This is a genomic window from Sphingobium sp. TomTYG73, assembly GCF_055394245.1.
In genome coordinates this window covers 503,658-524,398 of sequence record NZ_AP027339.1, presented here as the reverse complement: position 1 = coordinate 524,398, position 20,741 = coordinate 503,658, and the positions used below count along the sequence as shown (strand labels likewise).

General features: G+C 62.9%; 15 protein-coding genes. 6 read left to right on the top strand and 9 right to left on the bottom strand.

What is annotated here, in order from left to right; translation table 11 throughout:
- Positions 1–8 precede the first annotated feature (8 nt).
- On the top strand, positions 9–2,681 hold the full coding sequence (locus tag ACZ5TH_RS02735) for a coiled-coil domain-containing protein (protein ID WP_464794530.1): 2,673 nt from the start codon (positions 9–11) through the stop codon (positions 2,679–2,681).
- Between the two features lie 135 nt (positions 2,682–2,816).
- Here the strand turns inward: ACZ5TH_RS02735 and ACZ5TH_RS02730 are convergent, their stop codons facing one another.
- The 4 genes from ACZ5TH_RS02730 to wecB all read right to left on the bottom strand — a co-directional run bounded on the left by ACZ5TH_RS02730 (position 2,817) and on the right by wecB (position 8,338).
- Positions 2,817–4,928 (bottom strand): GumC family protein, encoded by a 2,112-nt coding sequence (locus ACZ5TH_RS02730; RefSeq protein WP_464794529.1) that lies wholly within the window; start codon positions 4,926–4,928, stop codon positions 2,817–2,819.
- Complete coding sequence (locus tag ACZ5TH_RS02725; protein ID WP_464794528.1) at positions 4,928–5,638, bottom strand: polysaccharide biosynthesis/export family protein; 711 nt, start codon at positions 5,636–5,638, stop codon at positions 4,928–4,930. The genes ACZ5TH_RS02730 and ACZ5TH_RS02725 overlap by 1 nt, the downstream gene beginning before the upstream one ends.
- Positions 5,639–5,760: 122 nt before the next feature.
- Positions 5,761–7,056: a UDP-N-acetyl-D-mannosamine dehydrogenase gene (gene wecC / locus ACZ5TH_RS02720; RefSeq protein WP_464794527.1), complete on the bottom strand. Its 1,296-nt coding sequence runs from the start codon at positions 7,054–7,056 to the stop codon at positions 5,761–5,763.
- Between the two features lie 136 nt (positions 7,057–7,192).
- Positions 7,193–8,338 carry a non-hydrolyzing UDP-N-acetylglucosamine 2-epimerase gene (gene wecB, locus ACZ5TH_RS02715; RefSeq protein ID WP_464794526.1) on the bottom strand — a complete coding sequence of 382 codons (1,146 nt, stop codon included), beginning with the start codon at positions 8,336–8,338 and terminating at the stop codon, positions 7,193–7,195.
- Positions 8,339–8,498: 160 nt separating this feature from the next.
- Here wecB and ACZ5TH_RS02710 point away from each other — a divergent pair, with 160 nt between their 5' ends.
- Complete coding sequence (locus ACZ5TH_RS02710) at positions 8,499–9,815, top strand: UDP-glucose dehydrogenase family protein (protein WP_464794525.1); 1,317 nt, start codon at positions 8,499–8,501, stop codon at positions 9,813–9,815.
- Positions 9,815–9,940 (top strand): hypothetical protein, encoded by a 126-nt coding sequence (locus ACZ5TH_RS02705; RefSeq protein ID WP_464794524.1) that lies wholly within the window; start codon positions 9,815–9,817, stop codon positions 9,938–9,940. The genes ACZ5TH_RS02710 and ACZ5TH_RS02705 overlap by 1 nt, the downstream gene beginning before the upstream one ends.
- A gap of 21 nt (positions 9,941–9,961) precedes the next feature.
- On the opposite strand, the gene ACZ5TH_RS02700 is transcribed toward ACZ5TH_RS02705, so the two are convergent.
- Positions 9,962–10,810 (bottom strand): ABC transporter permease, encoded by an 849-nt coding sequence (locus ACZ5TH_RS02700; RefSeq protein ID WP_464794523.1) that lies wholly within the window; start codon positions 10,808–10,810, stop codon positions 9,962–9,964.
- 115 nt (positions 10,811–10,925) lie between these two features.
- Here ACZ5TH_RS02700 and ACZ5TH_RS02695 point away from each other — a divergent pair, with 115 nt between their 5' ends.
- The 3 genes from ACZ5TH_RS02695 to ACZ5TH_RS02685 all read left to right on the top strand — a co-directional run bounded on the left by ACZ5TH_RS02695 (position 10,926) and on the right by ACZ5TH_RS02685 (position 14,825).
- Positions 10,926–11,606, top strand: coding sequence for a GcrA family cell cycle regulator (locus ACZ5TH_RS02695; protein ID WP_449471591.1), 681 nt, complete (start codon positions 10,926–10,928; stop codon positions 11,604–11,606).
- Positions 11,607–11,709: 103 nt separating this feature from the next.
- The gene (gene parE, locus ACZ5TH_RS02690; RefSeq protein WP_464794522.1) at positions 11,710–13,683 is read left to right on the top strand and encodes a DNA topoisomerase IV subunit B; all 1,974 of its coding nucleotides are present in this window, start codon (positions 11,710–11,712) and stop codon (positions 13,681–13,683) included.
- A gap of 116 nt (positions 13,684–13,799) precedes the next feature.
- A complete protein-coding gene (locus tag ACZ5TH_RS02685; RefSeq protein ID WP_464794521.1) occupies positions 13,800–14,825 on the top strand; it encodes a transglutaminase-like cysteine peptidase in 1,026 nt (341 codons plus the stop codon).
- A gap of 14 nt (positions 14,826–14,839) precedes the next feature.
- On the opposite strand, the gene ACZ5TH_RS02680 is transcribed toward ACZ5TH_RS02685, so the two are convergent.
- From ACZ5TH_RS02680 to ACZ5TH_RS02665, 4 genes are all read right to left on the bottom strand, one after another.
- On the bottom strand, positions 14,840–16,114 hold the full coding sequence (locus tag ACZ5TH_RS02680; protein WP_196225756.1) for an HlyD family type I secretion periplasmic adaptor subunit: 1,275 nt from the start codon (positions 16,112–16,114) through the stop codon (positions 14,840–14,842).
- Positions 16,111–17,055, bottom strand: a complete 945-nt coding sequence (locus tag ACZ5TH_RS02675; RefSeq protein ID WP_464794520.1) for a cell wall hydrolase — start codon at positions 17,053–17,055, stop codon at positions 16,111–16,113. The genes ACZ5TH_RS02680 and ACZ5TH_RS02675 overlap by 4 nt, the downstream gene beginning before the upstream one ends.
- Before the next feature lie 71 nt (positions 17,056–17,126).
- Complete coding sequence (locus ACZ5TH_RS02670; RefSeq protein WP_464794519.1) at positions 17,127–19,286, bottom strand: type I secretion system permease/ATPase; 2,160 nt, start codon at positions 19,284–19,286, stop codon at positions 17,127–17,129.
- Between the two features lie 53 nt (positions 19,287–19,339).
- Positions 19,340–20,734, bottom strand: coding sequence for a TolC family protein (locus tag ACZ5TH_RS02665; RefSeq protein WP_464794518.1), 1,395 nt, complete (start codon positions 20,732–20,734; stop codon positions 19,340–19,342).
- Positions 20,735–20,741 lie beyond the last annotated feature (7 nt).

Here is a 20,741-nt window from a genome sequence, read left to right as displayed (position 1 = left end):
ATGGGGTCATGACCGGGGGCAGCACCATCGTCGAATTTTGGCGAGACAAAAGCATCGCGACTTCTGACGAGTCGCGGAAGGACGATACACTGCTGTTGGAGCAGGTCGTCGATGACAGCGATGAAGACGTCGAGGCGGAGGAGCACGGCGATCCTTTCAGTCGCCGGACGCAGGCTATATTCGGCTTCGCAGCTTTGCTGTGGCTCGGCTTTGCTGGATGGGCGACAGTCTCGACGAACCAATGGCAGGCAGGCCCTGCTGCGTGGCCTGGCCTGATCACGACCATATTGCTGCCGGTCGTGGGGCTTGGCGTCTGCTATCTACTGCTCGCTCGCACCAGCCGAGCCGAGTCGCGCCGCTATCTCGACACGGCGCGCGCGCTACACGCGGAGGCGGAGCAGCTGGAAGCCCGGCTCAGCCGCATTAACAATCAGCTGGCTACCGCCCGCGAAGCCATGCAGGACCAGGCCGAACTGCTCGACAGCTATGGCGCGGCCGCCAGCAGCAATATGGAGGCCTCTGCCGAACTTATCGCCAGTCGCGCCCACAGCACGACCGAAAAGGCGGAAGCTGCCGAGCGCGCAGGAGCCGCCCTCGTTACGCGCATGGATGCCCTGATCTCTGCCATGCCGGAACTGGAGGATCGGGCCAGTCGCATGGCAGCGCAGATCATCGATAACGGCCATGCGCTGGCGGAACGGATCGACACGCTGGAGGCTCGGCTTCACGCTCTTGGCGAACTGTCCGACGATGCCCGCGCCCGCACACTGACCGCTACGAAGAGCCTGTCGAGCCAGCTCACCCAGTTGCAGGAGGCTACCCGCTCCGCGACCGAGGAAGTGAACGGCATGGCCGACATTGCGGCTGGGCGGATCGACGCCACAGCGCAAAGCGCCCGCCTGACGATGCAGGAAGGAGCAGCTGAACTGGATCGGCAGGCAAGCACCCTCGCCAGCCTGCTGGAACGCGCACGCGCTGGCATAACCAATAGTGCCGAAGCGACGATCGAATTGCTCACGCAAAACCTTGACCGGGTTGAAGGTGACGTTCGGCAGCGCCTTGAAACGACGGTGGCGCATGCACAGCAGAGCATGGCGGCGGCCGATCGTGATCTGGCAGCGCAAGCTGAGGCGCTCCGCGCCCTCGTTGAAACAGCACAGGCGGGCATTGCCGCAACGAGCCAGAACGCTCTCGCTGCTCTGTCACATGACTCCGAAGAGATCGAAACTCAACTTCGTGAACGCACTGAAGCCGCCTTCGCCCGCGCGAAGGAAGGCGTGACCTTCACTGAAGAGGGTCTGGCGCGACAGGCGGAGGCTCTCGACGCGCTGGTGACGCGCTCACGCGGCGATATCCAGAGCATCGGCGACGAAACCGTCTCGGCCATTTCCGATCACATGAGCGAGGTCGAAAGCCGCCTCCACCAGATCAATGATCTGGTCGAAGGGCAACGCGCACTCGTGTCCGGTCTGCATGACACGCTTGGCGAGGCCATCGAAAGCGCGCAGTCGCGATTTGCGGCGCTGGAAGAAAGCGCCTTGTCGCGCAACGATCGGCTTACCGAGGCACTTTCCCGCCTCACCGTTGAAACACAGCGGATCGATGACGCCCTCGCTGCCGGTGGGGTGACGGCGGAAAAGCTGATCAGCTGTGCGGAAACCCTACTTGTCGCCCTTGATTCTAGCGTCCGGGAGCTGGACGAAACCTTCCCCGCCGCATTGCAGCGCTTCGACACGCGTATTTCCACGAGCCGCGAACTGCTTGATAGCGCAGCACCGGAAATGGAACGGCTGGAGGCCATTTCCGAAGCGCTGGTCGGCCGCACCCAAGAGGCTGAGGAGCTGCTCCGCGGTCAGGGCCGCCGCCTTACCGAATGGCTGGAAAGCACGCAGAGCGGGGTGGAAGCCAACCGCGAACTGGTTGAGAAGCTGCGCACCGCACTTGATCACGCTCATCAGGACGCGACGCGGATCACCGAAGGCGCTGGCCCATTGCTGGTGACCGCATTGCTGCGCGTCAAGGATACCGCCGATCAAGCTGCCGAGCGCGCGCGCCAAGCACTAGGCCGTGCCATCCCGGACGCCGCGCAGTCTCTTGCTGAAGCCAGCGAGGCCGCCCTTCAGCAGGCAGTCGATGACAAGGTAACGGCGCAGATCGAAAAGCTCGCTCAGGTCGCGGAGGAGGCTGTTCGCGCTGCGCATCAGGCGTCCGATCGCCTTACGCGGCAGTTGCTGACGATTGCCGACACAAGTGCGAGCGTTCAATCCCGTATCGAGGAAGCGGAACGGGCCGCCGAAGACCGCGACCGCGATCATTTTGCGCGCCGATCGGCCCTGCTTATCGAATCGCTCAACAGCACCTCGATCGACGTCGCCAAAATTCTGTCAAACGACGTGACGGACTCCGCCTGGGCCTCCTATCTCAAGGGCGATCGCGGCGTCTTCACTCGCCGGGCGGTCAAGTTGCTGGATGCAGGGGAATCGCGTGAGATCGCCCTGCACTATGACAATGATGCCGAGTTCCAGGAGCATGTGAACCGCTACATCCACGACTTCGAATCGATGCTGCGGATCATCCTTTCCGCGCGGGACGGCAATGCGCTTGGGGTAGCGGTGCTATCTTCCGACATGGGCAAGCTTTATGTCGCACTTGCCCAGGCGATTGAACGGCTGCGTCAGTAAAATTCGCGGACAAAGACCGAGGAAGCCATCGCGAGGATGGAACCGGACCATGCCGGGCGTCAAAAGGGTGACGCCCTAGCTGCCATCGCAAGTCCGGCCCCTCACTCGATGAGGAGCGACGGAGGTCAAGAGCCCCTACCCGTTCCTATGATACTCATATTCAAACGCGCGGCCCTGTTGCTTGGTCAGCACGGCGCCAATGATGGCACCGCCCGCCCGACGCAAGCGGTCTACAGCCACTCTCAGGCCACCATGATGGTTGCGCCCCCACTCCACGATCAACACCGTCGCCTCCGCCTTAGACGCGAGTAGCGATGTATCCGGAACACCCAGGATCGGGGGCGCATCGATCAGCACCGTGTCATATCGGCCCTGAACGGCCGCGAGCAGCACGTCCAAAGCGGAAGTGGATAGCAGTTCAGCGGGATTGGGAGGAATCGCGCCGCTAGGCAGAAGGGATACGCCGGGAACCTCACTACCGACGATCACATCCTCCGCCGTCGCCTGTCCCGTCATGACTTCACTAAGGCCGCGTTCGGGCGTGACATGGAACAGGCCATGCTGTCGCGGCCGACGCATGTCAGCATCGATCACCAGCACCCGGCGATCCAGTTTCGCCAAGGCGAGAGCAAGTGCATGGACGGTCGAAGACTTCCCTTCGCCTTCCTGCGCACTGGTGATCAGGATGGAAGCAGGTAACCCCGCCGAAGATGCAAGCAACAGCGAGGATGCAATCGGCACATAGGTTTCCGCAGCCGGCTTGTCGGTAACCGGAACCGTCCCCAGCAGCGGCATGTTCGCACGCTCCGCCAGCGTATCGGCAGACGTCACGGCGTCATCGAACACATGGCGTCCCGCGACCATCAGCAAACCCAGCAACAGACCGCCAAGCGAAGCCATCAGCATCGTGATGCCGATATTCGGCGACGATGGCCGTGAAGGGACGGCGGCACGGTCCAACGGCTGTATGCGCCCCGCCTGAAAACCAGCTTGCGATGCCATGTCACGATAACGCTGAAGCAGGCTGTCATGCAGCAGCCGATATGTATCGACCGAGCGCTCCAGGATGCTCATCTGCACGCCCCGTCCACGCTCCGCCTGCGCCTGGCGCTCCACGCCTGCGATCTCAGCCTCGATCTGCTTCTCACCATGTACGGCAACTTCAAATTGCTCGCGCAACGAGGCGCGGATGCTGTTCGCCATCACAGTCGCCTGATCGTCCAGAGCAGCCAGCCGTGCCCGCGCCTCCCGCATTTCCGGATGGGCGTCCTTGCGAAACTGCCGCTCCTCCACCACCGCTGCCCGCGCTTGCGCCCGTTGCGTCATCAGCTGCTGCATCGCGCCGTTGTTCAGCACTTCGGGCAGCGTATCGACACTGGACAGGCGGGCGCTTTCCCAACGCTTCTGCGCTGCGATCCGATCTGCGGTCGCCTGAGCGCGAAAGGCATTCAACTGCGCAAGCCGCGTCGCGGTCGTACCGTTCGAGTCGGCGGACCTTTCGCCTCCATCCACATCCGTCGCTGAAGGCACCCCGGTCTGAGCGGCATAGGCGGCAAGGTCCCGTTCGGCGCGCTCCAGATCCCGTCTCGCACTGTCCAGCTCCCCCAACAGAAAACGTCGCGCCTGAACGCCGGATTCAAATCCGCGCTTCAGGTCCGCTCTGATCAGACTGTCGGCATAGCTGTTCGCGACCCGCGCCGATAATATGGGATCGGCACTTGTGAAGCTGATGCGGATGACGCGGCTCTTGCCGGGCAACTCCACTTCCAGGTTGTCGCGCAGAAGGCCGATAACGGCTTCAGTTTCGACCTGCCGCTGGCTGAGCGATCCGGACCCGCGCTCGGGGCGCCGCTCATCCATACCATCAAAAAAGGTTCGGCTGCCGACCAACGCCAACTCGCTAGCCACATCTTCGGCCAAGGCGCGGCTGCGCAGCACCTCCAACTCAGTCTGCATCAGCGCTTCATTGTCTGCTGGGGCGGCCGGTCGCTGGATTGCTCCCGCTCCCGCCGCGCCTGCGGGTACGTCCTCAACCTCGACCGAAGCTGTAGCGCGGTAATCAGGCGTCGAAAGAAGTATGAAGATGGTGCCCGCCAGGACGCAAAGCGCCATGGTGACCAAAAGAATGATACGATGACGCCATATCGCCGTCCAGGCAGCGCGGGCGGCCGTCACAGTGCGAGCGCTGCGTCCCTCTGATCCTAAAGGCGCATGGTCGTTATCGATGCGGATCGTACGACCTGCCATCAATGCTCTCCGTCGAGAGACACAAAAGCCGCCCCCAATAGAGGTAGCGCCAGCAACGTCCCGCCCAGGATGGCCTTCGCTCGTGATAGCCCAACTATGATCGTATCGCCCGGCAGAATTTCAGGGTCCAGCGCCTCGCCCCGGCGGATCGCGTTCAGGTCGAACATCGCTGCTTTCCGTTCGCCTTCCACCTGACGGACGACGACGATCTGCTTCAGGCTGGCTAGGCGGCTCGGCCCCCTCGCCAACGCGACAGCTTGCAGCAACCCGACGCGCCCTTCGACGGGATAAAGCCCTGGCTGCCTCACCTCGCCATCCACAGTGATGCGGCGACCGACGGCCTTTTTGACGAAGACGGTAACTTGAGGGGAAACCAGATAACGCTCGCCGAGCTTGCCAGCGATCACGTCTGAGGCCTCGCTGGCGGACAAGCCTGCGACCGGCACATCGCCAATCAACGGCAGACGCACCATACCTGCCGCCGTGACCGCCGCATCCTCCAGCGACAGGCCGGGTTCATGATATATCTGCACCCGCAGCACATCATCAGGAACGATGTGATAGTCCAGGCCGACAGCCTGCGGGGCGGGTATCACCGCATAGGCGGCCGCTTCTCGGGGGGCGTCTTCAACCGTTGCACAGCCGCCAAGCGAGGCAGAGGCCAGAATGATGGCCAGAGCCCGATGCTTCCTGTTGGTCGGCCAGCCCATTGGTGAAAATTCCCCACGCCTTTCAAACAGTCCGCCGAGGGGCGAAACGCTTGGGCGGGGTTAGCGAGGCTAAATGGCCATGGCAACTGCGGCCAAGGCACTCTGGGCCAAGCGGCTCTCGATCAACCCGCCATACGCCCCGGCTGATCGTGCGCTAGGCGGCGTGGCTGGTCCGGCCATACGCCGCGCGTATCGTAAACCGCCTTGCCGAAGCGCTCGTCCACCGGGACTGATTTGAACATATCATGATCAACCAGAATGACGAAAACGCCGCATTGTTCCAGGGCCGTATCGAGATCGATGAGTTCCGCCCCCGTGCCCGCAAACTCCATGGGCAAAGCCTGCGCGTAAGGCTCAACCAACTTGACACGGCGGCCGTAACGACGGGCCAGACGGCTCGCCACTTTCACGGCGGGACTTTCGCGGAAATCGTCGATATTTGCCTTGAAGGCCAGGCCGAGACAGGCGACATCCTCGCCCGGAAACTCGTCGATCAGGTCCGATACCTTGGCAACGACATGGTCGGTCTTAGCATCATTCACCTCGCGCGCGGCGCGTATCAGGCGGCTGTTCTCGGGATCGCCGTGAACGATGAACCAGGGGTCCACGGCGATGCAGTGCCCGCCTACACCTGGCCCTGGCTGAAGGATGTTCACGCGCGGATGACGGTTGGCGAGACGGATCACTTCCCACACGTCAATGTCCATGCCTTCTGCAATGACGGACAATTCGTTGGCGAAGGCGATATTGACGTCGCGGAAGCTGTTTTCGACGAGCTTCACCATCTCGGCGGCACGCGCGCTTGTCGTGATGCAGGCTCCCCGCACGAACTGACGATAAAAGGCCAACGCCTTGCGCGCGCATCGCGGCGTTATGCCGCCGATGCAACGGTCATTGTCGATCAATTCGACCAGAATGCGGCCCGGCAGAACGCGCTCCGGGCAATAAGCGATTGCGACGTCCCCGGCCGTGCCCGTCCCCGGCATTTTGAGGTCGGGACGAATCTTCGCGAAAAGGTCTCGCATCGCCTCGGTAGTGCCTACGGGCGATGTGGACTCCAATATTACCGTGTCGCCCGCTTTCAGTACCTCAGCAACGGTTCGCGCCGCGTTCAGCACATAGGAGATATCCGGCGCGCGATCTTCCGCTACCGGCGTGGGAACAGCGATGATGAAAACGTCGCTCGGTTCGACAGTCAGGCTAGCCCGCAGGTTCCCGCGCGCGACCACGCCCTGCACCAGGCCATCCAGATCGACTTCCTCTATATGCACTCGGCCCGAATTGACGGTTTCAACGACATGAGCGCTGACATCGACGCCCACGACATGCGCTCCGCCGCGGGCGATAAGGGCCGCAGTCGGCAGCCCGATATAACCCAGCCCGATGACGGAAACCTTCTGCTGCTTGTCGATAGGCATGCAATAATCCCGGAAAATCTATCAGTTGCCCCTGTTTTTGAAGGCAAATGCTGAAGATTCCGGTAACGAACGATCCCCGGACGATGAGGTCGAAAACTGTTGGCGAACGCAGGATCAGCAGACGGGCGCGGCCAAGCTATGCCGCCTCCTCCAGACCTTCCGCCTCGACGCTTCCCGACGCGATGACAGCCGCGATCCGCTGCGCCGCGCGGCCATCGCCGAAGGGATTATGCGCCCGTGCCATCGCCCGATAAGCCTCGTCATCGTCGAGCAACGCCAACACCTCACCAACAATGCGGGCACGGTCGGTGCCCACCAGCTTGGCCGTCCCGGCCTCCACGCCCTCAGGTCGCTCGGTTGTTCCGCGCATCACCAGCACCGGCTTGCCAAGCGAGGGCGCCTCCTCCTGCACGCCGCCGCTGTCGGTCAGGACCAGATGGCACATGTCGAGCAGACGCACGAAATGCGGATAGTCGAGCGGTTCGATCATCGCGACGTTCGGCAGCTTCCCAAGGACCGCCTCCATAATCGGGCGCACATTGGGATTGGGATGAACGGGGAAGATCACCGCCACATCCGGACGAGCCGCAATGTCGGCGATGGATCGGGCAATCGCTTCCATGCCCCCGCCGAAATTTTCCCGTCGATGGCTGGTGACGGCGATGATGCGCTTTCCTGAGAAGCGCGAAGCCAGTTCATCAAGGCCCGCCGCGAGGGCTGGCGTGCCCGCAATCCGCTCGCGCGTCGCAAGCAGCGCGTCGATCACCGTGTTGCCGGTGATGTGGATGCTGGCCGCATCGCGATTTTCCCGCATCAGGGCATCGGCCGCCGCGCCGGTGGGCGCAAAGTTCATGTCGGCCACGCAAGCGACGACGCGCCGGTTCACCTCTTCAGGCCAGGGATGATAAATATCCCCACTGCGCAATCCCGCTTCCACATGCGCGACCGGAATTTGCCGATAATATGCGGCAAGGCTCGCGACCATGGTCGTCAGCGTATCACCATGCACGACGATCCGATCCGGCTTCTCCGCATCGAACGCCTTGCCCAGATCGACGATCAGCTTCGCCGTAAGGCCATCCAGAGTCTGGTTCGGCGTCATCACGTCAAGGTCGATGTCCGGCTTGATACCCGCAATGTCGAGTACCTGATCCAGCAACCCTCTATGCTGCGCCGTGACGATCACGCGCACGTCGACATGATCCCGCGCGCGCAGCGCGTGAATGACGGGAAACAGCTTGATCGCTTCGGGGCGGGTCCCGAATACCACCGCAACTTTCATCTTTGCCCCCTGATGCAAGCCTTTAAGGCTACCCCCTGCCAGCAAATCGTAACCATCCCCTGAACAAGGGGTAATTCCGACGCGCGCTTTCGCAGGTGCGATGACCTATGCTAGGGCGCAGTCAATCCTTCATTTTTTCGGACGAGGCAGCGGGTAGTTTATGAAGATCACGATGATCGGCACGGGATATGTCGGCCTGGTATCGGGCGCCTGTTTCGCCGATTTCGGCCATGACGTCGTGTGCGTCGACAAGGACGCTGGCAAGATCGATGCGATCTTGTCCGGCCGTATGCCGATCTACGAACCCGGCCTTGATCAGCTCGTCGCCAACAATGCTGCGGCCGACCGACTGACCTTCACCACCGACCTCGCTGCGGGGGTCAAGGGCGCGGACGCGATCTTCATCGCCGTGGGTACGCCCTCACGCCGCGGCGATGGCCATGCGGACCTCAGCTACGTCTATGCCGCCGCACGCGAAATTGCCGAAGCCGTGGACGGCCCGACGGTCATCGTCACCAAATCGACCGTGCCAGTTGGCACGGGTGACGAGGTTGAGCGCATCGTCCAGGAAGTACGCCCGGACCTCGATATCCAGGTGGTCTCCAACCCGGAATTCCTTCGTGAAGGCGCCGCGATCAGCGATTTCAAGCGGCCGGATCGCGTCGTCGTGGGCACCACCGGCAACGAACGGGCCATGACCGTCATGGCGCAGATTTACCGGCCGCTGAACCTCAATCAGGCACCCGTCATGTTCACTGGACGGCGCACGGCAGAATTGATCAAATATGCCGCCAACGCCTTCCTCGCGACGAAGATCACCTTCATTAACGAGATGGCCGACTTGTGCGAAGCTGTCGGCGCCGAGGTGCAGGACGTATCGCGCGGCATTGGCCTCGACAACCGGATCGGCAGCAAATTCCTCCATGCAGGCCCCGGCTATGGCGGCTCCTGCTTCCCGAAGGACACGCTCGCGCTGGTGAAGACGGGGCAGGATTATGACACGCCGATCCGCATCGTGGAAACGGTGGTGCAGGTCAACGACCTGCGCAAGCGCGCGATGGGCCGCAAGATCGTGAAAGCGTTGGACGGCGAAGCGCGCGGCAAGACCGTTGCCCTGCTCGGCCTCACCTTCAAACCTAACACTGACGACATGCGCGATGCGCCCAGCCTCGCCATCGTACAGGCCCTGGAAGATGTGGGCGCCCGGATCGTCGCCTATGATCCCGAAGGCATGGATGTCGCCCGGCCAATGATGTCAGGCGTCACCATGGCGAAAGATGCCTACGAGGCCGCGACGGGCGCCGACGCGCTTGTGCTGGTCACGGAATGGGACATTTTCCGCGCGCTCGATCTCAAGCGTCTTGCCGCTTCGATGAACAAGCCTCTGCTCATCGACCTGCGCAACATCTATCCGCGCAGCGAAGCCGAAGCAGCAGGCTTTGCCCTCACCCGCGTGGGCGGCAAGGGCGTCATCTGATGAATGTTCAGCCGGAGGGGGGCCGGGATGACCTCGGCTTTCCCCGTCTCCATCATTGGCTGATCGCGGCAGGGGGCCTGTTCCTCATGACCCTGACCATTCCCGTGATAGCCGGGTTCATCTGATCCATTAACGCCGAGGCTAAATCAGGCTTTGAGCTTCCATCCACGCTTCAACAGCACATAGCACAGCAGTGCCAGAGCCACGTTGAGCACCAACAGCACGATGCTCCCCACGACAACATCCCCATCCGCCGCCGCGACGAAGCCATAACGAAAGCCCGATATCGCGTAGAAAAACGGATTTGCATGGCTGATTGCGCGGAACACGGGCGCCAGCCGGTCAATGGAATAGAAGGTGCCCGACAGCAGCGTCATCGGCCCAATCACGAAATTGGTGATCGCGGCGGCATGATCGAACTTTTCCGCCCAAATCGATGTCAGTACCCCGATAAACGCTGTCAATGCCGCCCCCATCAGCCCAAACCAGACGATCGCCCAGGGATGCGCCGGTGTTACATGGACGCCCGGCCACAGCGCCATCGCGCCCCATAACGCCAATCCCACACAAAACGCCCGCGTCACCGCCGCGCCTGCCAAAGCCAGCAGCAACTCGCTATTGGACAGCGGCGGCATCAGATAGTCGATCAGCGTACCCTGCATCTTGCCAGCGAGCAGCGAGAAGCTGCTGTTGGCAAAGGCATTATTCATCATGCCCATGATCATCAGCCCCGGCGCGATGAAGTCCGCGAAGGGGACGCCCAGCACCCGCCGGTTCGCCCCACCCAATGCGATCGAGAAAATGATGAGGAACATCAGGGTGGTAACAGCAGGCGCCCAGATAGTCTGGAGCTGCACCTTCATGAAGCGGCGCACCTCTTTCTGGTAGAGCGCTCGGGTGCCCGCCCAGTTGACGTTGCGAATGACAAGCTCACCCGGCTCATGAAAAGGAGGAGGCGAAGAGGCGGATACGGAAAATTGGGGCTGTTCGTTCATGCTTCGATCGACTATCGGCTGGTCTGTTGTGCCGCAAGGGCGTTGTGCATGGGCTTTAACCTGTGCAGGCGCGTCCCATATAGGGCGCTAGCCAGAGAATTTGAGGAGTCATTCATTGTCCTGGACCGACGAGCGTATCGACCAGCTCAAGGGAATGTGGGAAAAAGGCCTGACCGCCAGCCAGATCGCAGACGAACTGGGCGGTGTCAGCCGCAATGCCGTGATCGGCAAGGCGCATCGCCTTGGCCTGCAATCACGCCCTTCGCCCGTAAAGCCGAACGAGGCGCCCAAAAAGGCTGCCCCCGTCCGCAAGCCTGCACCTGAGGCCGAAGCGCCCAAACCTGCCGCGCCCGTGCAACATAGCGCGCCGGCGCCCGCACGCCCCGCGCCGTCGGTTGCGCCCGCGCCCGCACAGTCTGCCGCAGCTCCTGCCGCAGACGCTCCTGCACCCGCGCCGCAGCCACGCATCATATCGGTTGGTCCGGGCGGCTTCCTTCGCCAGGGTCCCGGCGACCAGCAGGCACCGATCCCACCTGCCCCTCCCCGCCGCCTGGTCCCTGCCAAGCCTAGCCCGGAAATCGCAGGCAAGACGTCGCTGCTCGATCTGACCGAACGTATCTGCAAGTGGCCGATGGGCCATCCGGGCGAACCGGACTTCCACTTCTGTGGTGAGACCGTGAACCCCGGCTTCCCTTATTGCGTGGAACATTGCGGCCGCGCCTATCAGGCTCAGCTGCCGCGCGGTACGCGCCGTCCGCCTCCGCCCCTGCCTTTCGGCGGTCCGCGCGTTCGCTGACCTGCATTCAGCTCTGAAATTTGAAGGGGCCGGTCGATGAGACCGGCCCCTTCTTCATAGCTCCTGCTTGCGCCCGCCGCCGACCCGCTTATAGCTTGTGCGCATGTCCGATCTGTTTGCGAGCCAGCCGCTTTCCTCCTCCGATTACGATGCATCCTCCATCGAAGTGCTCGAAGGCCTGGAGCCGGTTCGCCGCCGTCCGGGCATGTATATCGGCGGTACGGACGAGCGCGCGCTTCATCATCTCGCCAGCGAAGTGCTCGATAACAGCATGGACGAGGCGGTCGCGGGGCATGCCACCCGCATCGAGGTCACGCTGGAACCCGGCAATAAGCTGACCATCACCGACAATGGCCGCGGCATTCCCGTCGGCATGCACCCTAAATTTCCCGGCAAATCGGCGCTGGAGGTGATCCTCACCACGCTTCACTCCGGCGGCAAGTTCACCGACAAGGCTTATGCGACCTCCGGCGGCCTTCATGGCGTAGGCATCAGCGTGGTGAACGCGCTTTCGATCGTTACCGTGGTGGAAGTCGCGCTCAACAAGGAATTATTCCGCCAGAGCTTCGCGCAGGGCCTGCCCACCAGCGGCCTTCAGAAAGTCGGCGGCGCACCCAACCGGCGAGGCACATCGGTCAGCTTCATTCCCGATCAAGAGATTTTCGGCGAGCAGAAATTCAAGCCCGCCCGCCTTTACCGCCTCGCCCGTTCCAAGGCCTATCTGTTCGCAGGCGTCGAAATCCGCTGGAAATGCGCGCCCGAACTCATAAGCGACGACACGCCAGCCGAAGCCGTGTTCCAGTTCCCCGGTGGTCTTGCCGATCATCTGAAAGAACAGATCGGCTCGCGTGAATGCGCCACCAGCGCCTTCTTTTCAGGGAGCCAGGATTTTCCCGACACCGCAGGCCGCGTCGAATGGGCGATCGCCTGGCCGCTTTGGTCGGACGGCAGCTATAGCTGGTACTGCAACACCATCCCTACGCCCGACGGCGGCACGCACGAAACCGGGGTGCGCGCCGCGCTGGTCAAGGGTATCCGCGCCTTCGCCGAACTGATCGGCAACAAAAAGGCGAAGGACATTACCGCAGACGACATCGTGACCTCTTCGGAAATCATGCTGTCGGTCTTCATCCGCGATCCGCAATTCCAGAGCCAGACCAAGGATCGCCTCACCAGCCCGGAAGCCGCTCGCCTAGTCGAGAACGCGGTGCGCGATCATTTCGACCATTATCTGTCCGACCATATGGAGCGCGGCAAGGCGCTGCTCGCCTATGTCATCGATCGCATGGACGAGCGCCTGAAGCGCAAGGCGGAAAAGGAGGTCAAGCGCAAGACCGCGACCTCCGCCCGCAAGCTGCGATTGCCGGGCAAGCTTACCGATTGCTCGACCGACGATCCCGAAGGCACGGAAATCTTCCTGGTCGAAGGCGATTCGGCAGGCGGGTCGGCCAAACAGGCGCGCGACCGCAAGACGCAGGCGATCCTGCCCCTGCGCGGCAAGATCCTGAACGTCGCATCGGCCAACAATGCGAAGATCCTGGCGAACCAGGAAATCGCGGACATGATCCTGGCCTTCGGTTGCGGCACGCGGAAGGACTGCAATCCCGACAATCTGCGTTATGAGCGCGTCGTCATCATGACCGACGCTGACGTCGACGGCGCGCATATCGCGACGCTGCTCATGACCTTCTTCTTCCAGGAAATGCCGGAACTGGTGCGGCGCGGGCACCTCTATCTCGCCCAGCCGCCGCTTTATCGCCTCGTCGCCGGGGGCAAGAGCCTCTACGCTCGCGACGACGCCCATCGCGAAGAATTGCTGCGCACCGAGTTCAAGGGCAAGAAGGTCGAGGTCAGCCGCTTCAAGGGGCTTGGTGAAATGAATCCGGGCCAGCTGCGCGAAACCACCATGGATCCCAAGACCCGGAGCCTCATCCGCATCACCCTGCCCGATGACATCGAGGATCGCCAGCAGGTGCGCGAACTGGTCGAGCGCCTGATGGGAACCAACCCCGCCCACCGCTTCGCCTTTATCCAGGAAAATGCGGCGACGGTGGACGAAGAAGCAATCGACGCCTGACCCTCTCGCGGGCAAGCATCGCCGCGCGACAGTGCCCCCTCCGGATTTCGTGGCTACCGCAGCATTAACCACTGCGGGCGACGGGATGTTCAATCTTCCGCGCGATACGGGCAAGCATGTCAGGCTTCGCCCAGATCCTTCGCATCGCACCGCTTGCCGCACCGGCTCTGCTGCTGGCGGTTCAGAGCGGCACGGCGCTTGCGCAAACCCTTACGCCGACCGGCATCACCAGCGCCGCGTTGAAGGGCGCAGACTATGGACAGGCCGATCGCCTGTCGTCCACCCTGCTCGCAGGTGGCATGAGCCGCCTCGCCGCCATCAGCGCACAACAGGGCAGCACGTCATCCTTCAACTGGGCGCCCCCAGTCGCGGAACCGCAGGCTGTCATCAACGGCAGCCGCATTGACCGGACGCTTTCGCGAATGTCCGGATGGGAATTGCAAGGCATCCGTCTGACGCTCAACCAGCCTGCACTGAGCTATAAGCAACCCGACCTCGTGCCCACCTTCATGCGCGGCCTCATCACAGCGCCTGCGGCCACCTTCGCCATGCCCAAGCCCACCCCGCTGCCATCGGCTCCAGCGCGGCGCGCGGGACAGCCGGACATCTTTGGATCGGTGGCGATGGCAGTCAGCCGGACGCCGCTCGACGACAAATGGGCTGCCGCTGCCCGCTCGGCTCCGGCAACGGTCCTCTCGGCCAGCCTCTTGCGGTCGGCCCGCGCCGCCGCCGGACTACGGCAGGTGGAGATGGTGAATAGCTGGGTCAACAGCCGCCTACGCTTCGTTGACGATCGGCAGGGCCGCGACAGCTGGGCTTCAGCCAGCCAGTCGCTCCAACGCGGGGCTGGCGATTGCGAAGATTACGCCATCGCCAAGATGCAGCTTCTGGAAGCGGCTGGCTTCGACCGCCACGCCATGTTCCTCGTCATCGCACGCGATCTGGTGAGGCAGGCCGATCACGCGGTGCTGGCAGTGCGTGTCGGCAGCGACCTGATGGTCCTAGACAATATGACAGATCGGGTGCTGCCTTCTTCAGAGGTCAGCGACTATCGGCCTATCATGAGCTTCAACGCCTACGGCCGCTGGACCCACGGCTATCGCGTAACGAAGCCGCAGCCGGTCCAGTTCGCCGCTCGCTGAGCGCGCTCACTGTCTTACCGCTCCCGCAACGCCTCTGACCGCGCCTTCATGATGGGCTTGAGCAAATAGGCCAGGACCGACTTGCGGCCCGTCAATATCTCCACGTCGCACACCATGCCGGGCGTGATAGGCAGCTTGTGCGCGCCCGTGCCCAACCACGCGCGGTCGGTTTCCACGACCACCGTGAAATAGGCCTCCCGCGTCGCTTCATCATAAACGCTGTCGGCCGACACCTGCTGCACGGTGCCGCTCAGGCCCCCATAGATGGAAAAGTCATAGGCGGTGACCTTCACGACCGCGCGGTCGCCGGTCTTGATGAAGGCGATGTCGTTTGGCTTCACCCGCGCCTCCACCAGCAGCTTGTCGCCGATGGGGACGATCTGCATGATCTTCTGGCCCGCCGTCACGAAGCCGCCGATGGTCGTCACCTGCACATCGTTGACCACGCCATCGACGGGCGAACGAATTTCCGCGCGCTGTGCTCGGCCCTTCGCACCGCGCAGGGACTCGCTATTGACCGCAATCTTGGCCTCCAGCTGACTACGTTCGTTCAGCGCATCCTGCTTGAACTGAAAATTCGCCTCGGACAGTTGCGCCTGTGCCTCGCGAATCGCGGCCGATGCACGCGACGCCTGCTGCTGCGCCGCGTTGAGCCGCCCTTGCGCATCCACCAGCTCACGCCGGGCGTCGAGCAATTCGGTCTGCGGGACAATGGACTTGGCCGCAAGCGGCTCCAGCATCGCCACCCGCTGCCGCGCCAGCTGGACGCTGCCACCCAGGCTGTCGATCGTGGCCTGCGCCTCGCCCAGTTCGCGGCGGCGCTGCTCCACCTGGGCCGAAAGCCCATCCTGCTTGCTGCGAAGCGCCGATTGGCGGACTGCGGCTAGCGCCTGCTCCTGCTGACATTCGGGGCCGCCCGTGGCGCAGTTGGCGCCCGTACCGGTGCCTTCCTTCTCCAGCCGTCCCGCCCGCGCCGTCAGCGATCGCGTCTCCGCCTGCAACTGCCCCAGTTCGGACGCCAGCATCGCGTCGTCCAGACGCACCAGCAACTGGCCCTTGCTGACCTTCTGCCCCGACCGGACCAATATCTCCTCGATCGTGGTCGGCTCGGCGGACTGGATGACCTGCGCCTTGCTCGACGGGATCACCCGCCCCTGCCCGTGCGTCACCTCATCCACCGGAGCAAGACTGGCCCACAACAGGAACGCCAGCATGCCTCCGCCGCTATACAGGATGACCTGCTTGTTGCCCGGCTGCCCCCGCAGCCAGCTGATCCAGCGCCCCATCATGGTTTTGCCTCTCGCATTGCATGTTCATCGGCAGCGAGCGCCACCGCCTTCGCCTTTTCCTGCGCGGCCAACATGTTGGTGAGAGCGCCGCCCCCTTGCGAAGGATCAGGAATGGACAGCTTCCATCCCTTGGACGGGTCCATCCGCCCGCCCACATCATTGGCCGCCCGGCGTTCGGGCAGTGCCGCAACCGAAGGATAATCGATCTCCGGCTCTTTCATCCCCACCATCTGCGATGGATCGAAGGCAGGGATATATTCACCCCCGGCATAGCGCCCCGTAAAAGCACGCGGCAGCCCCCACGCGCCCGGCCAGCGATAAAAGATGTGGGCGCCAATCTTCACCAGCTTCGCCAGATGCGGCGCCCATCCAGGAAACACATAATCGGCATGATAATGGGTTGCCGTGCCAACGCTCGGTTCAACCTGTCCCGCCAGCGCCGCCGCCGCGATCCGCTGTGCCCTATTCCAGAGGACGGCCAAAGGCCGCCGCGCAAGTGACCCGTCACATACGAAACTGAACTGGCACACTGACGCGTTAAAGCGCTGATACACCACGCCGCACACCGTCTTGGCGAAGGCGGGATGACGTACACGGTTGAGAACGACCTGCGCCACCGCGCGCTGTCCGCTTTCCGGTTCGGCCGCTGCTTCATAATAGATCGCCTGTGTCAGGCATTGCAGCGCGCGGCTCCTGTCCTCGCCGGCGGATTGAAGCGCCCGGAAAGGCGATGCTGCGGCAATGGCTCCGGACGCAAACCGGAGCCTGCCATTCTGCACCGCCGCCTCCTGCCCAGTCGTCGAGGGCGTGGCTTCGCTCTCTGTGATCTCCACCAGCGCGCGATACTGACGGGGTATGGCGGGCGCACCGTCGATGATCCTCGTTTCGACCGCAGCCTTGGGAGCGTCGTTCCCGCGCCAGCCGACCGTTCCTGCTGCCAAGGCTACAACAAGCGCCCCCCCGAGGCCGAGCATGCAAGCCTCAGACGCTGGCAACCTCCATGTCCGCCCGATCATTGGACCGCTCCTTTTTGAAGCTGTCCGATAACCTCATCGCGCGGCCCGTCCGCCAGAACCACACCCTGGTCGATCACGATCAGCCGGTCCACGATCCGCAGCAAGGCATGGCGGTGCGTCGATACGATCAGCGTCTGTTCGGGCTCCAGCGCCTTTGCCAGATGGTCGACAAACAGATTTTCCGTCTGATTATCCATCGCGCCGGTCGGTTCATCGAGGAAGAGCAGCCTGGTCGGCTCCACTAACGCCCGCGCCAACACCAGGAAGCTCCGCTGCCCGCCCGACAGGCGACTGCCGCGCTCACCGATATGAAGGTCGAACCCGGCGGCATCCCGCCCGAAGAAGCGCGACGCGCCCGACCGCTCCAGCGCGTCCAACAACTTCTCATCGTCGGCGTCCCGCGCGCCCAGCAGCAGATTTTCCCGCACCGACCCGCTGAACAGCTCCGCATCCTGCCCGACATAACGGAAGGCAGCGCGCAGTTCGTGCGGATGATATTGGCGGCTATCCACATCATCGATGGTCAGCATGCCACCGCCTGGAGGATAAAGGCCGCACAGCACCCGCCCCAGCGTGGACTTGCCCGACGCCACGCGCCCAATGATACCGATCCGTTCGCCCGGTTCGATGCGCAGGTCGATGCCCTTCAGGCTTGGCTGCGACGCGCCCGGATAGCTGAACTCCAGCCCCTTGGCGACGATCGCGCCCTTGCGCACCTTCGGGATGATACCACGCGCTCCGTCCAGCCGCTCGTCCGGCTGATCGATTAGCGTCTGGAGGCTGCCTAAAGTCGTCATCGCCTGCCGTGCTCGCACGATGACGAAGGCCAGCTGTCCAACAGGCGCCAATGACCGGCCAGCCAGCATGACGATAGCGATGATCGCACCCATGGTGATCTCGCCCGCGGCGAACATGTAAAATCCGCCGATCACCAATGCGATGCTCGTGACCTGCTGGCATAGCGACGCGAGTGTCACGCTGGTCGAGCTTAGCCGCCGCAGTTTTTCCTGCGTGGATGCGCTCATCCTGGCGTAACGGCGCCACCGCTCCAGCATCCGCCCTTCGGCGCGGCATGCTTTCAGCGTTTCGATGCCCCCGATCGCTTCCACCAGCGCGGCGCTTTGCAGGCTCGAGTCCGCTTGCGCATCATGCGACAGGCTGGCCATGGAGCGCTGAAGGAAAAAGCCCGCTATGGCCATGATGCCGATCATGACGACGGGCACGACTGCCAGCCAACCGCCAAGCAGCGCGATGATGCCGACAAACAGAAAGAGGAAGCTGATATCCACTACCAGCACTACGGTGGTCGATGTGAAAAATTCCCGGACACTTTCGAATTCGGACACCCGCCGTGCCAGCGCCCCTGTGCTGCCCGCGCGGCTGGCGAGCGGCACGTTCATCACCTTCTCGAACAACCGCTGCGACAGCCGTTCGTCAATTTCCCGGCCAGCCTCGTCAACCAGCCGCGCCCGGGCGAGCCGCAAAGCAAAATCCAGCCCAAAGGCCAGCATGACGCCCGCGCCCAATACCCACAGGCTGGAAGCCGCCTTGTTCGGAATGATCCGGTCATAGACGTTCATCGTGAACAGCGGCAACGCGAAGGCGAGAAGGTTGATGATCCCCGCCGCCAGCATGACGTAGCCAAAGGACCCACGCGCCCGCCAGACTTCGCGCCAGAACCAATGCTGCCGCGCCCGCTCGTCCCACGGCCTTTCCTCGGCCCGTTCGCGGCCGTGATCGGCCATGACCGCCAGCGCCTCGCCGGTGAAATAGGATTCCAGGTCGGAAAGCCGCGCCCATACCGGCTCGCTCGCATGCGGCAATTGAACCAGTGCATCGCCCTGCTTGATGTCCAGCAGGAGGAGAAAGCGCTCGCCCCTTAGCGGCAGGATGGCTGGCAGGTTGGCGGGCCGCAATTTGTCCAGCCGCCCGCGGACATGGTCGCTCAGCAGGCCGATCTGATCCAGCGCGGATTCCGCCTGATGAAAGGGCAAACGCCCGGATTCATCAACGGCAAGACCCGCCCGCAGAGCCACGATCCCCGGCGATCGATCGAAATGCCGCGCCACATGGGCGATGCATTCGATCAGCTCGTCACCGGACGAACTCTGATGGTCCAGCCATTCGGCCAGACTTAATGTGCTTCGTTCCAACATTGTTTACCCCGCGCCACCCCGGCCGAAGCCGGGGTGACCCCAAAGATGGAAACTCAGCCCGGATAGCGCCGCCGCTGCAATTCGGCGGGCGGCAGATCCGGGACATCATATTTCTTGCGCGCATAGGGATTGGCGCCCGAAGGCTGGGCTATCCCCAGAGTGTCGAGCAACTGATTGGTCGCCGCCAAGATCTGATATTGCGCGAAGATTTCAGAGAAGCGGGCGGTTTCCGTCCGCACCTGCGTATTGAAGCGGGTATTCTGCGTATCCAGCACATCGAGCAGCGAACGGCGTCCGACGTTGAACTGCTCGCGATAGGACACCAGCAGGGAATCAGACACCGTGCCCTGACGCGACAAGTCGTTCAGCCGCTTCTTTTCGGTATCCCAACGGTTCCAGGCAGTACGGACATCATCTTCCGCCTCGCGCTGACGCTGGCTGAGCCGGAAACGCGCCTCGCTGGCGCGGCGGGTCATTTCCTGGACCTTCGCCCGGTTGATACCGCCATCGAACAGCTGCCAGCGCAGGACGACACGCCCCTGCACGTCATTGGTGCTGCCACGGAAGCCGTCCACATCCTCGCCGATGCGGCCACGCCCTTCCAGCACAACCTTGGGTCCAAGCTCGGACTCAGCCTCGTCGACGACTGCATGGGCAGCCTGGATGTCAGCCTCAGCTTCCCGGATCAGCGGGTTGTTGGCGCGCGCGCCCGCAATCGCTTCGTCCAGCGTCGGCGGTACAGCGCTCGTCACCGCATCGGGCATCGACACCTGATCGATCGAAAGACCGGTCAGCGTGCGAAAGCTGATCGCCGCGTTGGTCAGGTCCTGCTCAGCTTCGCTCTTGCGGACCAACGCGGATTGCAGCCGCTCTTCGGCCTGCTGCTGGTCGGCGATGCTGATCGATCCCTTCGACACGCCCTCGCCCAGATCGCCGAGCAGCTTGCGATGGAAAGCGATATTGTCCTCAGCCGCCGCGACGACCCGCTGTTGCAGCATATAATCCAGATACTGCCGCGTGACGTTCAGCGCGACGAACTGTGACCGTTCACCGACACGCAGCGCAGCTCCGTCGATCCGCGCGGCCTGACGCCGCTTTTCAGCACCGCGATACCCCGAATCGAACAGCGTTTCTTCGGCCAGCACACTTGCTTCCAGCGGGTAGAGCGTCTGGTCGCCAAGGCCAAGCGTCCGGCGCGTGTTATTCTCCAACCGACGAATGCCAGCCGATCCTTCCACGCTGACCCGGGGCAGATACAACCCCTTCGCCTGTTCGCGTTCGAACTCGATCGCTTCCTTGTTCTGGATCGCCTGGTTGATTTCCGGATGACTGTCGATCGCGGCCGCAATGGCGCTCTTCAGATCCGTGGTCTGTGCCCAACCGGTCGTTGCCATGGTCGCGGCGCACAGCGCCATCAGGCTGCCGCATGTCTTGCGCAGGATTGTCATGATTGCG

Excerpts from the sequence above, each read along its gene's own strand:
- ACZ5TH_RS02735 (WP_464794530.1), top strand. The coding sequence starts at position 9 with ATGACCGGGGGCAGCACCATCGTCGAATTTTGGCGAGACAAAAGCATC.
- ACZ5TH_RS02730 (WP_464794529.1), bottom strand. The coding sequence starts at position 4,928 with ATGGCAGGTCGTACGATCCGCATCGATAACGACCATGCGCCTTTAGGA.
- ACZ5TH_RS02725 (WP_464794528.1), bottom strand. The coding sequence starts at position 5,638 with ATGGGCTGGCCGACCAACAGGAAGCATCGGGCTCTGGCCATCATTCTG.
- wecC (WP_464794527.1), bottom strand. The coding sequence starts at position 7,056 with ATGCCTATCGACAAGCAGCAGAAGGTTTCCGTCATCGGGCTGGGTTAT.
- wecB (WP_464794526.1), bottom strand. The coding sequence starts at position 8,338 with ATGAAAGTTGCGGTGGTATTCGGGACCCGCCCCGAAGCGATCAAGCTG.
- ACZ5TH_RS02710 (WP_464794525.1), top strand. The coding sequence starts at position 8,499 with ATGAAGATCACGATGATCGGCACGGGATATGTCGGCCTGGTATCGGGC.
- ACZ5TH_RS02705 (WP_464794524.1), top strand. The coding sequence starts at position 9,815 with ATGAATGTTCAGCCGGAGGGGGGCCGGGATGACCTCGGCTTTCCCCGT.
- ACZ5TH_RS02700 (WP_464794523.1), bottom strand. The coding sequence starts at position 10,810 with ATGAACGAACAGCCCCAATTTTCCGTATCCGCCTCTTCGCCTCCTCCT.
- parE (WP_464794522.1), top strand. The coding sequence starts at position 11,710 with ATGTCCGATCTGTTTGCGAGCCAGCCGCTTTCCTCCTCCGATTACGAT.
- ACZ5TH_RS02685 (WP_464794521.1), top strand. The coding sequence starts at position 13,800 with ATGTCAGGCTTCGCCCAGATCCTTCGCATCGCACCGCTTGCCGCACCG.
- ACZ5TH_RS02680 (WP_196225756.1), bottom strand. The coding sequence starts at position 16,114 with ATGATGGGGCGCTGGATCAGCTGGCTGCGGGGGCAGCCGGGCAACAAG.
- ACZ5TH_RS02670 (WP_464794519.1), bottom strand. The coding sequence starts at position 19,286 with ATGTTGGAACGAAGCACATTAAGTCTGGCCGAATGGCTGGACCATCAG.
- ACZ5TH_RS02665 (WP_464794518.1), bottom strand. The coding sequence starts at position 20,734 with ATGACAATCCTGCGCAAGACATGCGGCAGCCTGATGGCGCTGTGCGCC.